Below are 19,753 nucleotides of genomic sequence, written 5' to 3' on the forward strand. Positions count from 1 at the left end.
AATTCTGTGAGTGACAACCGGTCTGCGAACATCGTCCGGTTCTGGCGAAGCATCGAGATGCTCAGTCCGCAAGACGTGCCGAAGACAAAACCCTACCGCCGCGGTGCCCACGAGCAGATCTTCGACCTGGACGCGGGGGAACTCGCCCCTTGGGAGTCGGGGCACCCGCTCCTCGACGATCCGATCCCCCCTCGGTACACGTGGCAGTTCACCGTCTACGGCGGCCTGTACTCCCGATCGGCCGTGGCCGAGGCGCTGGTGGAGGCGTTCGGGCAGGACACTAGGGAGGAACGACCGAGCGACGGGCGCACCGCCCTGTTCGCGCTCACGATCGACGCCGACGGGTGCCTGATCGAGAACGGCGCGACCCTGTCGGCCTGCGCATGGACACTGGGGAAGCTGACGTCCTCCAGGCTGGATCCCAACACCCTCGACGGGTTCGACGAGGAGGAACGGGCATTCGCCGAGGCGATGGACAAGCTGGTGCCGCCGGAACGTCGCTCCTCCACCGACGAAGAACACGACGGCAAGACGACCTCCGGCCCGTTCGATCGAGTCGTGCGCGCCTTCGGCGACCGCTTGAAGTCCGCGGGCATTGATGCGTGGAGCGCCGGAGCCGAAGCCGCGGGCACGGCTGTCAAAACAGCGACGGAGACCGCCGTGGGCCCGGTTCTCGGCGGTGTCGCCGGTGCCGCTGCGGGAGCGTTCACCGAGAGCGTGCTCGGCCCGGGCGACGCTGCGGACGACGGTGCTGGGTCCGAGACCGCCACCGCGCAACCGAGCGCACCTCGCCTTCTCGTCACCGCCTCGGCACTGCACGATTTCGTCGCCGAGATGGCCGCAGCGCTGGGCGTGCGCGATTCCCTCTACCCCACCGGAGTGCGCGTCCGGTGCCGTGCGATACCGATCCGCGACGACTCCGCCGATCAGGACTTCCTCAACAGCCACATCTCCAACGACCTCAGCCATGTCGCGGACGCGGTGGCCAGGGACGACATGGGCGCTGCCTTGCGGAACTACCTGACCGACGAGAGCGCGCTCGACACGGCGCGCCGGGTTGACGTCCGGGCGCACCCGGACGCGGTGATCGCCGGTGTCGAACCTCAGCACGTCCCGGCCGCGCGGTGGCCCGGCGACCCGGGCAAGCCGCTCGTGCTCAGTCAGCAGTTCGCCGTCAACCGCGTCGTCAGCGAGCTCAAGGACGACGCAGGGCTGTTCTCGGTGAACGGTCCGCCGGGCACGGGCAAGACCACGTTGCTGCGCGACGTGCTCTCCGCGATCGTCCTCGAGCGGGCGGACCGGCTCGCCGAACTCGCGTCCCCGTCGGAGGGTTTCACCGAGCGGCTCGAACTCGTTCCGGTCGGGCCGAAGAAGATCCCCACGCCGGTCCACGGCGTGTCCTGCGCGTTGAGCGGCTTCGAGATCGTCCTCGCCACTGCCACCAACGACGCGGCGAAGAACGTGACCGCTGAGGTGCCCGGGATCGACGCCGTGCGCGGATACACCGACGAAGCTCTCGACGCCGACTACTTCACCGACCTGGCCTCGCACGTCCTCGACGCCGAGGCGTGGGGGTTGGTCGCGGCAACGCTCGGCAGTCTCAAGTACCGCAACACGTTCGCCAAGCGCTTCTGGTGGGGCAACTACAGGACCTCGCGGAACCAGGACTCCCAGGACGCTGAGCCATCGGGCGCCGTGGGCATGTACCAGCAGCTCAAGGAATCCGCCCACGATCCCGACGCGGTCGACGACTGGGACACCGCAGTCGCCGAGTTTCGCCGTGCCCGCGAGGAAGTGGAGCGCCTCGCCCAGACGCGGCAGCACGCCGCTGACGCGATCACCGCGGAAAGCAAGTGCCGTCGGCGCTGGGATGAGGCCAAGAGGGCGTTCGCCGACGCCGACGCGTTGTGCGCCCTCGTGAGAAAGGACTTGGCGACCAGCGACGCCGAGGCGAAGCATGCCGACCGGGTGTTCCGCGACACCGACGACGACTACGAGAGCCACCTCCGGCACCGGCCGGGATTATGGGTCACGTTGGCCACGTGGTTCCGCGCACCGCGCGAATGGCAGGCCAAGCACGAGGGTCTCGAGGAGGCTCGGGATGCGGCGAAGAAGAAGCTCCGCGACGCCGAAGGGACGCAGGAACGACTCCAGCAGCGACTGAGCGCGAAACTGACCGAGCTGCAGAAGGCTGAAGACGCACGCGCCGCGGCCTCGTACGAGCTCGACCTGGCTCAGGGCAAGGTGACTCAGGCGCGCGACCGATGGCCCGGCCATGTGCCGATCCCCGACGATTTCTCCGGCGACGACGAGTTCCAGAAGTGCGCGCCGTGGTCCGACGAGGAGTACGTCACGGCCCGCAACCGGCTCTTCCTGAAGGCGCTGCGATTGCACCGCGCCTTCATCCTGCACTCCAGCAACCGGATCCGCAGCAACCTCAGCGTCATGACCGAGATCCTGCAGGGCAACGCCAAGCCCTCCTCGGCAGCGAGATTGGCGGCCTGGCAGTCCTTGTTCCTGGTCGTGCCGATGATCTCGACGACGTTCGCCTCACTGCCTCGCCTGTTCAACGGTCTCGGGCGCGAGAGCCTGGGCTGGCTCCTCGTCGACGAAGCAGGCCAGGCCACCCCGCAGCAGGTGGTCGGCGGTATGTGGCGCTGCCAACGGGCGGTCGTGGTGGGAGATCCGCAGCAGCTTGAGCCGATCGTGACGCTGCCGACCTCGGCACAACACGCGCTGCGCCGTCATCACCAGGTCGACGAGCAATGGACTCCGGAGACGACCTCGGCTCAGGGCGTGGCCGACAGGCTCACCCGTCACGGGACCGCGCTGCCCCTCCAGGACAGCGACGAGCAGGTCTGGGTGGGCGCTCCGCTGCGCGTCCACCGACGTTGCGACCGACCGATGTTCGAAGTGTCGAACGACATCGCCTACGGCGGAACGCTCATGGTCTACGGAACCCAGCACACTGGTCAGTTCCCGGACGAAAACCGCTGGATCGACGTCCGAAGCCAGATCTCCACCGGCCACTGGGTTGGCGATGAGGGAAACGCGCTCACCGATCTGTTCGAGCAACTGGTGGCGCAGGAAGTCGACCTGGATGACGTCCGGGTGATCAGTCCGTTCCGCGACGTCGTCAGAGGAGCCAAGAACCGGCTCAGCGCGCACGTCGGCCCTGAGTTCGCGAAGCGCAACGTGGGGACCGTGCACACCGTGCAGGGCAAGGAGTCCGACGTCATCGTCCTCGTGCTGGGGAGCGCTCCGAAAAGCCCCGGCGCACGGCTGTGGGCGGCCGACCGCCCGAACCTGCTCAACGTAGCGGTCTCCAGGGCCAAACGACGGTTCTACGTCGTCGGCAATAGACAGCTCTGGAAGGATCTCCGCTTCTTCGATCGGCTCGCTGCGTCGCTCCCCGTTCACGAGTGGCGGTGAGGCGCTCGCGCACAAGTGGTGTCGCCGCGGCCGCCTGATCGAAACATCTGACACCAGCACGAGGGAGATCAAGGCGAGCATGGGATCAGCCAGGTTACGTGTGTTCGAGTACGAGGCGACCGGCAGTCGGTCCCCGAAGTTGAAGGGGACTCCTACACAGGTCGGCAAAGATTTCCTGATCCCGGTGAACCTCGCCTCAGTGATCAAGACAAACGCCCTGGCCACCCCGCTGAAGAGCGCCAAACTCGACTACCGGACAAGGCGAAGTGAGCTTCAACTGTTGACCTCGTTCCTTGCGGACGAGGCCAACGCGATCAGACTCCGCAGGGCCGAGTTCAGTTCGAGCGCACACCACATCCAACGTTTCGTCAGCGAGTCCGGCGGGCTTGGCGTGCTCACCGCAGTAGTCCAAGCATGCTGGAATTGGAGTACGGGACACGGCCCCGTCCACAACGTCGACGTGATCAATGGAGCGCTGGCAAAGCAGTACAGGAGCGGGAACGGATCGCGGCCAGACCTGCTGTTCGACCTCGGCTTGAAACGCATGCTCGCGGGCGAAGCACGGGGCCGATCGAACAACCCGCATCGCTTGGTCACCTCGAAGCAGTACCAACGACTCGAAAGCTTGCTGCCCTGGAGCGCAAGCACCGGCACCCCGCTGTTGATGACCTGGGCATATTTCACCGACACTGAAACCGTTGTCGATCTCTTCGTGCCACGTGATCCGGGAGGGCGCGCCTTCACGCCGTTCACATCCGAGACGTGGTCGGGAACAACGAATCCCAACGTGAAAAGCCTGTCATCGTTCCTCACACCGTGGTGGCCGGAGGAGTCGAACGAAGTCCGTCATCGTAACAGCGGGCCGGAGGGCACCTTCACCATGGCGGCTCAGGAGCTACACCGGTTTGAATCCGAGCTCTTCCACTCAGCCGAAGAGGAAGACTCGGTCGGGTTTGCGGGGCGGAACCTACGGGGAGGCTGGGTGCCCACTGACCTGTTTCGCCGCGGACCGGGAAGGCTATTCCTGGGAGTGCTCAACGAGCAGCTCAGGCCCTCGGAGACCGCAGACATCATGCCCGAAATGCAAACCCGCTACGAACGTTACAGCGACGGATGGTTGGCCACCCGCCCCACCGTCGCTATCGGCGGCCGCATTGTCGTCGTCCACGACCCGTACGGAGCAACCGGCTGGGATCTTCTTCGGCTGTAGACGCGCGGCCACGGCATGGCCGCCGGCACCGGTGCACCGATTGAGATCGTGCAGCCGGTTCAGGGACACATCGGGACACCCAGCAACACCCGTCCCACCACGCACCCAACCCCTGTTCCTGCAGTTCGGAAGACCCGACGACCTGTCCCGTCCGGGTGTCCCAGATGGACTAGAGCTGGGACACCCGGGACAGCAAAAAGCCCTCTGCTTCAGGCTGTTTCGGGAAGCAGAAGCCGTGTGGTTAGTGCGCAACTCCCCCCCTCGGACACAAAAATGCGTGCAATTTCACCGACGCACGGCAGACACTTTGGGACCGCAGCGATCGCTTGATCGCTGCGGTGTTGCTGCGTTCACCAACCACCCGCTGAGGCGGTCGGCGCCGTGAACGAGCAGATCATCAGCAGGCGCCGACGTTCGTCGACTACATCCCCGAGGTCGCCAAGGCCGTTTCCCCCGGCACCAAGCATGTGTAGGGCACCTACTGGAACCGCATCCTCCAACACTGGGGACACCGACACCTCGACGAACCCACCACCCTCGAAATCCAGCAGCTCGCCGAAACCATCAGCTCACAGGTTGTCGTGCGCCGCAACGCCCGCGGTGGACGCGGCGCCGCCGAGCACTTCATCACCGCCATCCGCTGCCTCTACAACCACGCCGTCGCCGACAAGCTCATCACCGAAAGCGACAACCCGGCCAAGAACGCCACCAAGCCCCGACGGCTCGCCAGCACCCGCCGAGGACTACCGGACAACCGGCTCAACGAAATCAACCACATCGCCGCCACCACCGGCGACGACCCCCGCACTCGACACCCTCGTCCTGCGCCTGCACATCGAAACCGCCCTCCGAGTGGCACGCCATCGGCGTTCGAACGTAGGTTCTCTGGTGCGTGCTCCCAGCCGGACCTGGTGCTGACCGACCGGATCGGAGGCGTGGCGTCAACGGTTTCGAAGTGCGTAGCGCCTTTCGGCGTAGGCCAGATCGTCACGCCACAGCCTGGCTGCTCTCCGCTTCATGATCGGGCGAAGCGCTCCCGCGGCTCGCCGAGCGACCGCGAATCCCGGTCGAGTGGAATCGGCGATCACCGCCTCGACGACGGCGGTCCGGAAGCGGCCGTCGGCTCCCCGGCCCAGCGGTGTCGCATGTGTCTCGACCACGCTTCCCACGCCTTCGCCCTCGACGATGCGCATTACCACCGTCCTGGGCTCCGGGCAGACGAACTCGGCGCGCACCGGAACGCCGAACTGGCCGGCGACGCGGAAGGTCACCTCCACCAGGAACCGGTCCTGAGACTCGTCGTCCAGGACGGGCGGCGGAGCGCTGAGGACCGTCAGGCGGGTGAACGAGTAAGGGTGGAACCAGGCCCCGTGCCAGGGGTCCAAGCGGTTGGCGACGATGTCCGAGGGTTCGCACGCCCCGGCCATCGAGGCCACCGCTACGACGCCGGAAGCCGCGGGTGGCCGCGCGGCGATGACGGGTGTGTCCAGGGGCTCCTCTCCACCGACGTGATCCAGCCGAACCCACGCGAGAACCCCGTCGTCGTGACACGGCAGCGGTTTCCAACCCCGGCCCGCGCCCGGGCCCACGCGGAGCCCGTGCCATCTGCACACCAGTGAATCGCAGTCCACAGTGGCCTGGCTCAGCGGTGCGCCCAGGTGCGGGCAGGTCCCCGGGCCGACGCGGAGGGCCCCTGCCGAGTCGCGCCAGGCGACCAGTTCGATCCCGGCGACCTGGAAACCGCGGGGTCTCCTGGTGTCGATCTCCCGGCTGGCGGCCAAGACGTACCAGTTCCCGGACGGTCTGGTTTCTGCTCGCTTGAGCGCGGCGTCGATGATCGCCGGTTCGGCGTCGCGGTAGGTGGGCGCCTGGTCGGCCCACTGGCTCTCGACGACCGGTTGCACCGGCCAGTTCTGCGGCCAACGCCGTTGCAGCGCGCGCCAGGTCGTCATCGCGTGCCCTCCTTCACTCGCGTGGTGAGCCAGCGCAGCGCCGCCGTTCGCCCTGCTGTCGGTACCGAGAACAGGTCGTGGCCGCGCAATCCCCACCTCGCCAACAGGTGGTTGGCGGCGTGCCAACCGGTCGTGGCCGCACGCTCCATCAACGCCACCGGCAGGTCGATCCGCACCCCGTCGCCGGCCAGCACCAGACCGGGGTGCGGGGTCGCGACGAGGGGCCGCCGGGCGAAATCCCCCACCCCGAACAACGGGCAGTCCTCGCGCCAGAGGAACGATTCGGCGGCGATGCCGGACCGTGCGGTCTCCGGGTAGATCTCGTGCAAGCGGCGCAGCAGGTCCCGGCGCAACCGCTGGGTGCACGCCTCCTGCCCGACTCCGGGGTCCGCGGGTATTCCGTAGGCGTGCAGCTCGACGGTCGAGCCCCCGCGGCGCGCCGACCAGTCCTGCGCGTCGCGGTCGTAGCGGTCGAGCACGCTGATGTTGTCCAGCGGCGTCCGGCCTGCCGTGCCCAGGAATGCGGGGCGGTGAGGCGCGACGGGTTCGTCGAGCCAGAGGCGCTGGACGAAGAACGGCGGAGCCGATCGCAAGCTCCGCACCGATTCGGTCCAGTGCGGTGCGTGCAGGTCCGGGGACGCGTCCACCACCTCGCGAAGGCCGGGCACGTCGGCGGCCAGGACCACGCCGTTCACCGCGTCGGTGTTCCCGGCGTCGTCATGCACCCGGAACGACCGCCCGCCGTCCACGAGATCGATGCGCTGGACGGTTGTGCCGACCCGGAATTCGACGCCGCGGGCGGTCAAGTACTTGTGCAGCGGTGTCCACAGACTGCGGTCGAACCCCGCGTCCGGGACGTCGAAGAGGATTCCCTCGTTGGAACCGAGGAAGTAGATGTGGAACATCGCGGCCAGCTCCGCGGCCGACATCTGAGAGGGGTGCGCGAAGAAGCTTCGCGAGAAGACCTCGAACGCCAGGTGCCGGGCGGCAGGCGGGAAGTTGATCGACCTCAGGAAGCTCTCGGCGTCGACGTGGTCCAGCCTGTGGTAGATGCCGGGCACGGTGACGTTGCCGAGCGGTGCGGCGGCGCGGGGATCCAAGCGGAGCAGGTCCCGTTTGCGGAAGGTCGGACTGCGCAGTGCGAAGGCGACCGCGTTCCACGGCGGGTTTCGAGGCAGGCCGCGGAAGCTGTCCAGGCGTCCGCGCGAGTCGATCAGGGGGTAGTCGTCCAGCGCGGTCAACCTCTCCAGGCCGGGGTCAGCGCGTCGTAGCAGCAGGCGCAGGTTGTAGTACTGGCGGAAGAAGGCGTGAAAACCGCGGCTCATGGCGACCTGCCCGCCGTCGCCGAGCTGTTCGGTCCAACCGCCTGCCCTGCCGCCCAGGTAGGACTCGCGCTCGATGAGCCGAACTTCGACGCCGCGTTCGACGAGTCCGGTCGCCGCGCAGAGCCCGGCGATTCCGCCCCCGACGACGACCACTCGCGGTCTGCCCGCTCGTTCGACCGGATGCGTGCTCGCGCGGGGTCCCGGGTGGCGGACGATCCTGCGATCCTTGGCGATCTCACCGCTCATCTCGACCTCGGCCCGACTCCACCGGGCGCTCGGCGACGAAGGTGTGCACGATCCGCCGCTGCCAGCCCGTCATGGTCGCGGTGCGCACCGCCGTGAACCCCGCCTCGGCCAATCTGCGGCGGAAGCGCCCCACCCCGTCGAACTCCGCAACGCTGCGCCGCAGGTATCGGAACAGCGCGGTGTCACCGGTGGCTGCGAACCCGGAGGGGATGATCACGCCGCAGCACACCGCCTGCCACGTCGCCCGCGCCAGGAGCGAGTCTTGAACGGAGTACTCGTGGACGCCCAGCGCGCCGCCGGGCCGGAGCAGCGCCCGCAAGGCGCGCAGCCGTGCGTCCGGATCGGTCACGTTGCGGATCAGGTACGCGGCGAGGATCCCGTCGAACGGTCCGCGCACACCTGCTTCGGCCGGCGATTCGATCGGGGCGTGCGCGAACCGCACCGACTCCGGCCAGTCCTTCCGCCGCGCGCGCGACAGCATCTCCGCCGACGCGTCCACCCCCACGATCTCCGCGTGCGGGTACACCTCCAGCAGCGCCGCGGTCGATGCTCCCGTCCCGCACCCGGCGTCGAGCAGCCGCAAGCCAGATCCCGCCCCGGGCAAGCACATCCGGCGCGCCGAGGAGCGGAGGTGTCGGTGGTAGCCGGGGTTGGCCGCCACCAGCCGGTCGTAGGAACCCGCGGCGCGGTCGAAGGCCTCGGTCACAGCAGGGCCGCGCGTGCCGATCTCGCCTGGCTTCACGGCGCTTCCCCTCCCCTCTGCGGTGGCGTTCTCGCGCCCCGCTGGCGTTCCCAGAGCAGCAGCACGGAAGTCACCAGCGAGAACCCGAAGAGGAAGTCCTCGACGGGGATGTCCCACGGGAACCGCACACCGCTGAGGTGTTCCGCCGCGTAGATGACGGTGGGCTCGTCGAGCCTGGTGAGCAGGCCGTCGACCGGGATCTGGAAACCGAGCACGATGACCGTGGTCAGCCAGTAGCTCGGTTTGGCGAACAGCCCGGTGCGCAGCACAGCGGCCTCCCACACCAGCACGATCAGGACCGAGAGCACTGCGGGCACGGTGTAACCGATGCCGATCACGATGCACGCTCCTTCCGCGCCGGTGAGCTCCCCGTCCGGCGGAAGGCGGCCAGCAGCGCCTCGACGCAGCCGAAGGTCAGCAGGGCGCAGAGCGGGATCACCGCGAAGAACAGCACTTCCTCCAGCGGCAGGTGACCGAGCACTTCCACCCCGGAGACCCGGCGCGCGTCGAACGACCACACCCCAGCCGCGATGGCCACCGCATCCCAGACCAGGAACACCGCCGCGACCGGCAGAACACTCCTGATCGCCCGTCGCGGCCTGCGGTAGACCCTGGCCCCGAGGAATTCCAGCGGAGCTGTGATGGCCACGCACATGGCGAGGATGAGCAGGTAGCGCAGCTGATCAGGTTCCATGGCCCGCCTCCGGATGGTGGTCGTCCCGCTCCCCGGTGCTCGCGCCTCTCCCGATCGGTGGTCCGATCATGCGATCTCCCCTGCCCGCTCGGCCGGGCCGCGGTGCGCCCCTCGACTGCCGGGCCAGCGCCGCGCGGAGAAGGCCGGCGGCCGCGACCCGGCCCCGACGCCACCTGCCGACCACCGCGCGGCTGTGGAACACCGCGAAGTCCTGCTCCTCGATGCGGTCCAGGATCTCGGCGTAGAGGGTGCACGCGGTCTCGATGCAGGGGCGCGAAACCGGTTCCAGCAACTCGATCCCCTTCCGCGCGAACCGGTAGACCTCCCTGGCGGCGGCGTGTTGCTCTGCCAGGGCCCGGCGAACGCGCGGGTCAGTGCGCCGGTGCTGCCTGCACCAGGTGAGCAGTTCCCGGTCCACGCCGTGCGCGGCCAGCTCATCGGCCGGCAGGTAAACCCGGTCGCGGTCCAGGTCCTCGGCTACGTCTCGCAGGAAGTTGGTCAGCTGGAAGGCCTTCCCCAGCGCCGCAGCGTGCGGAGCCGCGTGCTCAGGCGGGCCCGTGGTGCCCAGCACCGGCAGGAGTTGCAGCCCGATGGCCTCGGCCGAGCCGCGCATGTACCGGTCCAAGGCTGCTCGATCCGGGTAGTCGGTCACCGAGAGGTCTGTGCGCATGGACGTCAGGAAGTCCTCGAACAGGCTTCGGTGCAGCCCGTAGCGCCGTGCGGTGTCCACCACCGGGGCGATCAGTTGGTCCCGGCTGCTCCCGCGATCGAGGCCGGTCAGCAGCTCGCGTCCCAGCTGGGCCAGCTCAGCACCGCGCTCGCCGGTGCTCGCCGGCGAGCGGGGCTCGTCGACGATGTCGTCGGCCCACCGGGCGAACCCGTACAACGCGTGCACCGCGGGGCGCCGCCCGCGGGGCAGCAGCCGAGTCGCCAGGAAGTAGGTCCGCCCGTGCCGCGCGTTGAGCCCCCGGCATCGCTGGTAGGCCTGCCGGAGCCCCGGGTCGGTGATCCCGGCGGCGTCGAGTTCCGCATCTCTCATGGGCGATTCCTCATCGCTCTCATCGGACCGCGCTCCGCCGAGCGCGGCGAGCCAGCTCCGGTGATGCGGTCCGCCGCCAAGCGCCCGGACACCAGCGCAGTCGGCACCCCGACCCCCGGAACGGTGGACGAACCGGCCAACACCACGTTCTGCGAGGATCGGGGGAAGTTTCTGGGCCGGAACGGACCTGTTTGCGCGAACGTGTGCGACCAGGCGAACGGGGTCCCTGCGACCATGCCCCTCTCGGCCCAGTCCGCCGGGGTCAGCACGTGCGAGGCGTCCACCGATGCGCGCACACCTGGGAGCAGCCGGTCTTCCAGCAGGCTGACGAGTTCGTCGGCGTAGGGCTCGGCACGCGTCCGCCAGTCGATGGGTCCGCGGCGGAGATGGGGAACCGGGGCGAGCACGCTCAACAGATCGCGCCCCTCGGGCGCGAGGGCCGGGTCAGTCGCCGTCGGTCTTGTCACCAGCAGCGAGGGATCGCGCATCACCCTGCCCTCGGTGATGAGCTCGTGGAAAGTCGAGCGCCACGCGTCTCCGAACGAGATCGTGTGGTGGGCGAGGGCCCCGGGTTGAGCGCGCACTCCGAGGTGCACGACGAAGGCCGACGGCGAGGGACGCAGCGGCACCGCACGACGCGGTTCACGCCCGAGCAGCCGGTGGGCCACCGGCGAGTCGACCGTGAGCACCGCTGCGTCGCAGGCGAAGCGCCTGCCGTCCGAGGTCCGGACGGCGCGGACCCGTGACCCCGAGCGTTCCAAGGACTCCACCTCGGCGCCGTAGTGGATCTCCACGCCAGCGTCCTCCGCCGCCCGCGCCAGTCCATCGGGGACCGCTCGCACGCCGCCACGGGGGAACCACACCCCCGCCACCGTGTCCATGTAGGAGATCACCGCGTACGCGGCGAGCGCTCGGTGCGGCGACACCCCAGCGTAGAGCGCCTGGAAGCTGAACACCCGGCGCAGTCGAGGGTCGGACAGGAACCGGCCGATGGCGCGGTCCAGCCGCCCGAACGCCCCCATCGCCACCAGCCGCGGGAGCTCAGGTGCGAGCAGGGACAGCGGAGAATCCAGGTTGGCGGCGATGAAGCGGTCGAACTCCACCCGGTAGAGCTCCGTCAGCCACGCCCGCAGCCGCTGGTAACCGGCTGCGTCGGCAGCACCGGAAAACGCCCTGATCTCCTCCGTCATCGCCGCGGCGTCGCTGTGCACCGCCAAGCTGCTCCCGTCCGCGAACACAGCACGGTAGGCCGGATCCACCGGGAGCAGTTCGACGTGATCGGACATGCGCGCCCCGGCCGCCGCGAAGGTCCCTTCGAGGATGTCCGGCATGGTCAACACGGTCGGACCGGTGTCGACGCGGTAGCCCAGCATGTCCAGCCGCCCGGCGCGCCCACCAGGAACGCACTCCCGCTCCAACAGCTCGACGCGCCTCCCCCGCCCTGCCAGGTGCAGCGCGGCTGACAGCCCGGCGAAGCCGGCGCCGACCACCACCACCCGATCAGTTCGACCACTCACCGTGCGCATCCGTCTCCCCCTGGGGACGGGGCGAGTCGGCCCTGGGCCCGGCCGGTCAACGCGTTCCGTCTTCGGTGCATCGAATCGCCATGTCCGCCAGCACTTCCCCGAGGAAGGGCTCCATCGGTGCCGAAGAGACCACGCGCAACGCCTCCGACACCCGATCGGCGATGAGTTCCTCCGCGCGGTCCCGCGCGCCCGTGCTCGCGATCAGATCACGCCACCGCTCGACAGCGGACGCGTCGAGTTCAGCGGCGGAGAACAACTCCGACATCCGCTCCCGAACAACCGGAGAAGCGAGGTCGCGGGCGAGAACGACGACGGTGGTCGCCTTGCGGTCCCACAGGTCGGCGCCACCGGGTTCACGCGGGGTGCCGAACACTCCGATCAGGTCGTCGCGCAGCTGAAACGCCTCACCGATGAGCGTGCCGTAGCGGCGGAAGACTTCCAGCACCTCCGCATCGCACCCGGCGAGGAGCGCGCCGATCTCCAGCGGCCGCTTCACGGTGTAGTTCCCCGACTTGCTGCGAGCGACCGCCAGCACCTCGTCGAACCCCGGCAGCCTCCGGGCGTCGTTGACCAAGTCGGCCAACTGCCCCACCGCCAGCTCGCTGCGCATCTGGTCGTAGGCCGGCCAAGCCCGGTCGAGAGCGGAGGCCGCCACCCCGCTCTCGCGGAGGAGCTGTTCGGCCCACACAAGCAGGAGATCCCCCAGCAAGACGGCGGAGGACGTGCCAAACCGCTCCGACGATCCAGACAGGCCTCTCGTGCGATGCCAGTCGGCCAGGCGCACGTGCGCCGCAAGTCGGCCTCGGCGAACCACCGAGCCGTCCATCACGTCGTCCTGCACCAGCGCGAACGCGTGCAGCAGTTCGGCGCTGCCTGCGGCTCGCAGCGCGCTGTCACCCGGCTCCCCGGCGCTGAGCCAGCCGAGGTAGGTGAACGTCGAACGCAAGTACTTTCCGCCCGTGCTGAACTCGGCCAGCAGGTCGGCCACGAAGTCGGGATCCGGCAGAGCGCGGACGTGGCACGCGCACCGGGCGCGGACGAACTCCCGCACGTGCTCGGCCACCCGGTCGCGCACACCGTCCAACCAACCGTCGAGACCGACTCGACGGCCAGCGGCCGACGGATCGGCTTCCGACCCCGCCGCGCTCGCTCCCACGATGGACACTCGGCGCACCTCGGACCTGCCTTTCGATCCGGATCACCCGGCTCGAACTGCTCTCGCTGCTGCGTCACCCGGTCGCGCGACCCCTCAGGCCTGAGCGCCTGCATCGATGCGGTGCACGACGTGCACCAGATGACTTCGGCGAGCAACGTCAGCCGTGGCGTCAGCACCATCTCCAATCGGAGAGGCGCACGACCGTTCCCAGCGGTAACCGTAGAAAGCAATGCACCACCGATGCAACTCGAATCGAGCGCTATCCGTCCAATGGGCGTCGGACAACACACGGGTGGTTTCGCACGAGCACCGTCGGATCACGACGACGTGACGCACCGACTCACCCGTGCCGGACGCCCTGCCCGGCGAGAACCGCCGCGTACCCCTCGCGGTAGGAGGGGAATTCGAACTCGAAGCCCGTCGATCGCAGACGATCGTTGCGGCACCGCTTGTTCGATCTGGCAGGCGCAGACGGAGCGGCGAGCGGGAGGTCGGCCACGCCGAGCTCGCGAGCCAGGAAGGCGAGCACCTCGGCGCGCTCGGCGGGTTCGTCGTCGACGCCGATGTAGAGCGGTTCGGGACGGTCGACCCGGGTCGCCAGGTGCACGATCGCGGATGCCGCGTCGTCGCGGTGAATCCGGTTGGTGTAGGTCGTCTGCCGAGGGACACTGGCCTTGCCCGAGCGGACCTGGTTGATCAACGAGTCGCGCCCGGGCCCGTACAGCCCGGCCAACCGCACGACGACCGAACGGCGGTCGTGCGCGTGCAGCATGCGTTCGGCGTTAAGCAGGGCCTCCGCGGTCGCCGATCCCGGTTCCGGCGGCGTCCGCTCGTCGACCCAGCCGCCTTCGGCGTGGCCGAACACCGAGACGGAGGACACGAAGATGATGCGCGGTCGAACCCGGCGCGCGCTCAGCGCGTCCACGACGTTGCGCAGACCGCCGACGAAGGTCCGCTGGTAGGCGTCCCCGCTCCGCTCCCCGGCCGCGAGGATGCAGATCACGACTTCGGTGTCCGCGGGGATGTCCGGTCGCTCCACCGACAGGTCGATCGCCCGCCCCTCGATCGCGGACGGGATGTGGTCGGGATTCCGCCGCATCCCCACGACACGACGTCCAGACCCGGCCAGCCGCAATCCGACCTCGGTACCGAGATCACCGCACCCCGCCATGAGCACCGTCATGAAAACCCTCCCTTCCCGGCCCACACCGGAGAAATCGATGCACCACCAAGAACCACGTGGACCGGGTGACCCCGTCCCGCGGAGACTCGGCTGGCGAACCGTACTGCGCAGCAGGATCGTTCGGTGCAGTCTGTGGCAATGCGCGATGACGCACCACTGTGGCTCTTCGGCGATCAGCTCGGTCCGCACTTCCACTCCGGCCCGGAGCACCGTCACCGGGAGATCGTGTTGATCGAGTCCACCAGCGCGTTGACCCGTCGCTCGTGCCATCGGCAGAAGTTGCACCTGGTCCTGTCGGGGATGCGTCATCTCGCCGACGAGCTGGGAAGCAGAGCCCGCATCGTGCGCGCGGACACGTATCGATCTGCCCTGCGCGAGCTGGGCACGTCCGTAGTGGTGCACGAGCCGGGATCGCACGCCGCAGCAGCGCTGGTGGACTCGATGTCCGACGAGGGGCTCGTGCGTGAGGTGGTGCCGACAGCGGGTTTCGCGCGGTCGAAGGATTCCTTCGCGCGCTGGGCGCGGGCGCAACGGCGTTTCCGGATGGAGGACTTCTACCGGGATCAGCGCCAGGAGTTCGACGTCCTGATGGAGCCAGGCGGCTCACCAGTTCAAGGGCGCTGGAACTTCGACTCGGAGAACCGCCAACATCCGCCCAAGAACGCCTCGGATCTCGGCGTCCCCGTTCCGTGGCACCCCCGCGAGGATCCCGTCGACGATCAGGTGCGCGGCAACCTGGACCAGTGGGAGCGCGACGGCGCTCTGCGCGCGATCGGAGCCGACGGTCCGCGGCTCTTCGCGGTGACCCGCGCCGAGGCCCGGGCAGCGCTGCGCCGCTTCCTCCGATACCGGCTGCCGGAGTTCGGGCCGTACCAGGACGCGATGCTCGACGCCGACTGGTCGATGGCGCACGCGCTGCTGTCGGTACCGATGAACCTGGGATTGCTGGCACCGCTGGAAGTCGTGCGCGCGGCCGAACGCGAATACCGCAGCGGGAAGGCGTCGCTGTCCAGCGTGGAGGGCTTCATCAGGCAGGTCCTCGGCTGGCGGGAGTACGTGTGGCACCTCTACTGGCACTTCGGACCGTCCTACCTGCGCGCGAACGAGCTCAACGCCACGCGTCCGCTGCCGGAGTGGTGGAAGGAGCTGGATGGCGATCACGTCGACGCGGAGTGCCTCCAGGTGGCGCTCAACGGCGTCCGCGACCGCGGCTGGGCGCACCACATCCAGCGGCTGATGGTGCTCGGCAACCACGCCCTGCAACGCGACTATCGACCTGCCGAGCTGACCGAGTGGTTCGCGACCGCGTTCGTCGACGGCTTCCCATGGGTCATGCCCGTCAACGTCATCGGGATGAGCCAGCACGCCGACGGCGGCCGGGTCGCGACCAAGCCCTACGCCTCCGGTGGTGCCTACATCAACAGGATGAGCGACTCCTGCCGCAGCTGCCGCTTCGATCCCGCCCAGCGCGTGGGTGAGGACGCCTGTCCCTTCACCGCAGGTTACTGGGCATGGATGCACCGGCACGAGGAACAGCTGCGGGGCAATCACCGCATGCGGCAGCCGCTGGCGACGATGCGCGGGCTCGCCGACTTGGACGCGATCGACCGGCAGGAACGCGGACGTCGCGAATTCTGAACCTTGGTGCGTATCAGAACTCGTTGGCGCTGACGCAGATCACCGAGAACACGCGACGGAACCCCGCCGAACGTCGGCCCACCGGAGGCTGCCGGGTTGCACGGGTTCTGCATAGAATTATCCCAGCCGTGCTGGCGGGCTCGGATCGCGCGTGGGCGTGTGTTCACGCGCGGCCCTTCGGGTGCGCCGGGTCGAAGAGGAGGAGCGCGGAGCGTGGAGCTGACTCATTCGAGCGTGGTCGACGCGCCTGTCGAGGAGGTGTTCGCCTGGCACAGCCGGCCCGGGGCGATCACTCGACTGACACCTCCGTGGCAACCCGTGCGGGTGCTGGCCGAATCGTCGTCGCTGCGCGACGGCCAAGCCGTGCTCGGCCTGCCCGGGGGTTTTCGATGGGTCGCCGCTCACCAGCCCGACGGTTACGACCCGCCCCACCGATTCGTGGACGCACTGGTGTCGCGGCCACCCGTGGGCGCTCTGCCCTGGCGCCACACCCACCGGTTCACAGCGGTGGGCGATCAACGGACACGCGTGGACGACGCGATCGACACACCCGTGCCCGGCTGCGCGCTGCGAGCCATGCTCCGCTACCGCCACGCTCAACTCGCCGAGGACCTCGCCGCCCATGCCCGATACCGCTCGCTGAGCGATCGGGCGCTGACCGTCGCCGTCACCGGATCGAGCGGCTTGGTCGGCAGCGCGGTCACCGCCCTGCTGAGCACCGGGGGGCACCGGGTGATCCGGCTCGTGCGTCGTGCCGCCCGCCATCGCGACGAACGCCGCTGGGATCCCCTCGACCCGGCGGTTGATCTCCTCCGCGGTGTTGATGCCGTGATCCACCTGGCTGGTGAACCGATCGTCGGCCGGTTCACCCAAGCCCACAAGGCCGCTGTCCGCGACAGTCGCGTCGAACCCACTCGGCTGCTGGCGATGCGAGCGGCCACCACTCCTGACGGGCCCGGCGCTTTCGTGTCCGCCTCCGCGATCGGGATATACGGGCCCGACCGGGGAGAGGAGCCGCTGACCGAAGACAGCGAGCGCGGCGACGGGTTCCTCGCCGAGGTGGTCGCCGATTGGGAGGCTGCGACCGCGCCGGCCGAGCGGGCTGGTCTGCGCTGCGTTCAGGTGCGAACCGGAATCGTGCAATCGCCTGGAGGCGGTACGCTGCAGCTGCTGTACCCGCTGTTCGCCGCCGGTCTGGGCGGTCGTCTCGGGGACGGGCGCCAGTGGCTGTCCTGGATCGGCATCGACGACCTCGCGGAGATCTACCTGCGCGCGGTGTGCGACCCGGCCGCAGCCGGTCCCCTCAACGCGGTTGCGCCGAACCCGGCGCGCAACGAGGACTACACCCGCGTGCTCGCCACCGTGCTGCGCCGCCCCGCGGTCGTGCCCGTCCCCGCGCTTGCACCGCGGATCCTGCTCGGACAGGAAGGAGCCGGCGAGCTCGCCCTGGCCGACCAGCACGTCCGGCCCGCGCGGTTGCTCGCCGCGGAGCACGTGTTCCGCCACGCCGAACTCCGCTCCGCGCTGCGGCACGTGCTCGGAGCCCTCCCGCCGAGCAGGGCGAGTGACGCTGCCTGAGGCGTTCGACGGCGACATCTCCCCCGCAGCGCTCGACTCCGCGTGAAGAGAGGAGGAGGCGATGAGCACACCAGCGACCGACGTGATCGTGGTGGGCGCCGGATTGGCCGGGCTCGCCGCGGCGACCGAGTTGCAGCGCGCCAACGTGCCTGTGCGCGTCGTGGAGGCCTCCGATCAGGTAGGCGGCCGTGTTCGCACCGATCAGGTCGACGGGTTCCTGCTCGACCGCGGATTTCAGGTGTTGCTGCCCGCGTATCCCGCCCTGCGGGAGATGGTCGACCTGACCGCGCTGAAGCTGCACCCGTTCTGGCGCGTGCTGCGGGTCGTTGGGGACCGCGAGGTGCGTTCGCTCGGAAATCCGCTCGACACCGCTCGCGCCCTGACCGGTGCGCTGCGGCCAGGGCAGCCGCGGTTCACCGATATCGCGAGGCTTTCAGCGGTCACGGCCCGGGATGCCCTCGCCCCGTCCCGAATGCTCACCCGCGCGGCGGACCATTCGGTCACGGAGGAACTCGACCGGTGGGGCCTGCGCACCGAAACGGTCAACGAGGTGCTGCGACCGTTCGTCGCCGGAATCTTCGGTGATGAGGACCTGGACACCTCGGCACGAGTTTTCCACCTGGTGTGGCGGAGTTTCGCACGCGCCGCACCAGCGCTTCCCGCCGCGGGAATGCAGTCCCTGCCCGACCACCTCGCGGACCGGTTGACGCCAGGCACAGTTCGGCTGAACACACCCGCTGAAGCCGTGGCTCCAGGGCAGGTCACCATCGCCGACGCCCTCCACCGCGCCCGCGCGGTGATCGTCGCCGCCGATGCCACGACCGCGAAGCGACTGCTCCCGGGCCTGTCGGTCCCGAAGTGGAACGGGCTGAGCACGTTCTACTACACGACCCCGGATCCGCCCCTGGCGCAGCCGACGATCAGCATCGACGCCCTTCGCCGCGGACCGGTGGTCAACACCGCCGTGCTCTCCGCTGTCGCACCCGGCTACGCACCCTCCGGGCAGGCGCTGATCAGCGCCACCGTGCTCGACGCAGCTGATGAGGCCCTGGAACCGGCGGTGCGCAGGCAGCTCGGCGCGATCTACCGGACCAACACCAGCAGATGGGAGTTCCTCCGCCACTACTCGATCCCGCAAGCGCTGCCCAGCATGCGGGCTCCGCACCCGTTGCGGCGCTCGGTGCGGCTGGAACCGGGACTGTACGTCTGCGGCGACCACCGCGACACCAGCTCGGTGCAAGGCGCCCTGGTTTCCGGTCGCCGCGCCGCCCGTGCCGCGCTGCACGACCTCGCCGAGGGCGAGGGATCGGGAAGCAGACCGCACTGACCGCACCACACCGCTTCGCCGGTCCGGTGTTTCGCGGAAACCGCTACCAGGCAGTCAGTTCGGTTCAGTTCAGCACGACGATGGACGAGTACAAGGCCATCGCGAACAAGCTCCACCCCAGATAGGGATAGAGCAGCGAGGCCGCGATCCGATCCAGACGAGCGAACAGGACGATGGTCACGATGATCACCAGGTTCAGCAACACGATGTCCGCCAGTGCAATGACCCTCGCATCAGCCGCGAAGAACAGCGGCGTCCACGCACCGTTGAGAACGAGACCGGCCGCGTAGATCAGAAACTCCGGTCGCGCCGCCTTCATGGTGCCCGCCACCCACCACAAGCGCCACCCCGAGGCAGCGATCATCAGGTACAACACCGTCCACACCGGACCGAATACCCACGACGGCGGCGCCCACGAGGGTTGCACCAACGCGGCGTACTCGGAGGAGGACGAGCCGGCGGCTACAGACCCGGCAGCGGCAACGGCCGCCACGACCAGCACGAACACCGTAGCCCCCAGCGTTCCCCGAACCAAGGGCCGTCGAACATTTCCCACGCTTGCCACAGCCAACCTCTTCAGCAGCTTCCGCGTCCTGCCACGACATCGACGCCGCCATTATCAACCAAGTTGCACTGGTTTTGCAACGATTTGGACGAGGGAGCGGGGCACCGCCGAGAGGTGGAATCACGAAAGCGCGATGAACG

At 68.9% G+C, this 19,753-nt stretch carries 15 protein-coding genes; 5 read left to right on the forward strand and 10 right to left on the reverse strand.

The features are described from left to right. Positions 1-57: 57 nt before the first annotated feature. Together FHU35_RS01080 and FHU35_RS01085 are read left to right on the forward strand one after the other, a co-directional pair. Positions 58-3,432, forward strand: coding sequence for a DEAD/DEAH box helicase (locus FHU35_RS01080; RefSeq protein WP_145735791.1), 3,375 nt, complete (start codon positions 58-60; stop codon positions 3,430-3,432). Positions 3,433-3,532: 100 nt separating this feature from the next. After that, complete coding sequence (locus FHU35_RS01085; protein ID WP_093422306.1) at positions 3,533-4,642, forward strand: hypothetical protein; 1,110 nt, start codon at positions 3,533-3,535, stop codon at positions 4,640-4,642. Positions 4,643-5,583: 941 nt separating this feature from the next. Here FHU35_RS01085 and FHU35_RS01095 read toward each other — a convergent pair. From FHU35_RS01095 to FHU35_RS01135, 9 genes are all read right to left on the reverse strand, one after another. Further along, complete coding sequence (locus tag FHU35_RS01095) at positions 5,584-6,594, reverse strand: DUF5914 domain-containing protein (protein WP_145735792.1); 1,011 nt, start codon at positions 6,592-6,594, stop codon at positions 5,584-5,586. Further along, entirely contained in the window at positions 6,591-8,165 is a 1,575-nt protein-coding gene (locus FHU35_RS01100) for an FAD-dependent oxidoreductase (protein ID WP_093422301.1), read from the reverse strand. Before FHU35_RS01100 ends, FHU35_RS01095 begins: the two co-directional genes overlap by 4 nt. Continuing rightward, positions 8,155-8,907: a class I SAM-dependent methyltransferase gene (locus FHU35_RS01105; RefSeq protein ID WP_093422298.1), complete on the reverse strand. Its 753-nt coding sequence runs from the start codon at positions 8,905-8,907 to the stop codon at positions 8,155-8,157. The genes FHU35_RS01100 and FHU35_RS01105 overlap by 11 nt, the downstream gene beginning before the upstream one ends. Further along, a complete protein-coding gene (locus tag FHU35_RS01110; RefSeq protein ID WP_093422296.1) occupies positions 8,904-9,245 on the reverse strand; it encodes a lycopene cyclase domain-containing protein in 342 nt (113 codons plus the stop codon). Before FHU35_RS01110 ends, FHU35_RS01105 begins: the two co-directional genes overlap by 4 nt. Then, on the reverse strand, positions 9,242-9,601 hold the full coding sequence (locus tag FHU35_RS01115) for a lycopene cyclase domain-containing protein (protein WP_093422293.1): 360 nt from the start codon (positions 9,599-9,601) through the stop codon (positions 9,242-9,244). Before FHU35_RS01115 ends, FHU35_RS01110 begins: the two co-directional genes overlap by 4 nt. Next, positions 9,591-10,640 carry a phytoene/squalene synthase family protein gene (locus FHU35_RS01120; RefSeq protein WP_093422291.1) on the reverse strand — a complete coding sequence of 350 codons (1,050 nt, stop codon included), beginning with the start codon at positions 10,638-10,640 and terminating at the stop codon, positions 9,591-9,593. The genes FHU35_RS01115 and FHU35_RS01120 overlap by 11 nt, the downstream gene beginning before the upstream one ends. Then, complete coding sequence (gene crtI / locus FHU35_RS01125; RefSeq protein ID WP_145735793.1) at positions 10,637-12,166, reverse strand: phytoene desaturase family protein; 1,530 nt, start codon at positions 12,164-12,166, stop codon at positions 10,637-10,639. Before crtI ends, FHU35_RS01120 begins: the two co-directional genes overlap by 4 nt. A gap of 46 nt (positions 12,167-12,212) precedes the next feature. Continuing rightward, positions 12,213-13,331 carry a polyprenyl synthetase family protein gene (locus tag FHU35_RS01130; protein WP_246110000.1) on the reverse strand — a complete coding sequence of 373 codons (1,119 nt, stop codon included), beginning with the start codon at positions 13,329-13,331 and terminating at the stop codon, positions 12,213-12,215. Between the two features lie 331 nt (positions 13,332-13,662). Further along, complete coding sequence (locus FHU35_RS01135; RefSeq protein WP_145735795.1) at positions 13,663-14,505, reverse strand: SDR family oxidoreductase; 843 nt, start codon at positions 14,503-14,505, stop codon at positions 13,663-13,665. 123 nt (positions 14,506-14,628) lie between these two features. On the opposite strand from FHU35_RS01135, the gene FHU35_RS01140 reads away from it, so the two are divergent. The 3 genes from FHU35_RS01140 to FHU35_RS01150 all read left to right on the forward strand — a co-directional run bounded on the left by FHU35_RS01140 (position 14,629) and on the right by FHU35_RS01150 (position 19,048). Then, the gene (locus FHU35_RS01140; protein WP_342788481.1) at positions 14,629-16,143 is read left to right on the forward strand and encodes a cryptochrome/photolyase family protein; all 1,515 of its coding nucleotides are present in this window, start codon (positions 14,629-14,631) and stop codon (positions 16,141-16,143) included. A 213-nt stretch (positions 16,144-16,356) separates the two neighbouring features. Continuing rightward, positions 16,357-17,721: a TIGR01777 family oxidoreductase gene (locus tag FHU35_RS01145; protein ID WP_093422447.1), complete on the forward strand. Its 1,365-nt coding sequence runs from the start codon at positions 16,357-16,359 to the stop codon at positions 17,719-17,721. Positions 17,722-17,782: 61 nt separating this feature from the next. Beyond that, entirely contained in the window at positions 17,783-19,048 is a 1,266-nt protein-coding gene (locus tag FHU35_RS01150) for an NAD(P)/FAD-dependent oxidoreductase (protein WP_145735797.1), read from the forward strand. Between the two features lie 64 nt (positions 19,049-19,112). Here FHU35_RS01150 and FHU35_RS01155 read toward each other — a convergent pair whose 3' ends face one another. Next, positions 19,113-19,556, reverse strand: coding sequence for a TspO/MBR family protein (locus FHU35_RS01155; RefSeq protein WP_246110001.1), 444 nt, complete (start codon positions 19,554-19,556; stop codon positions 19,113-19,115). Positions 19,557-19,753 lie beyond the last annotated feature (197 nt).

It is taken from the genome of Saccharopolyspora dendranthemae (genome assembly GCF_007829955.1).
Taxonomy (GTDB): Bacteria; Actinomycetota; Actinomycetes; order Mycobacteriales; family Pseudonocardiaceae; genus Saccharopolyspora; species Saccharopolyspora dendranthemae.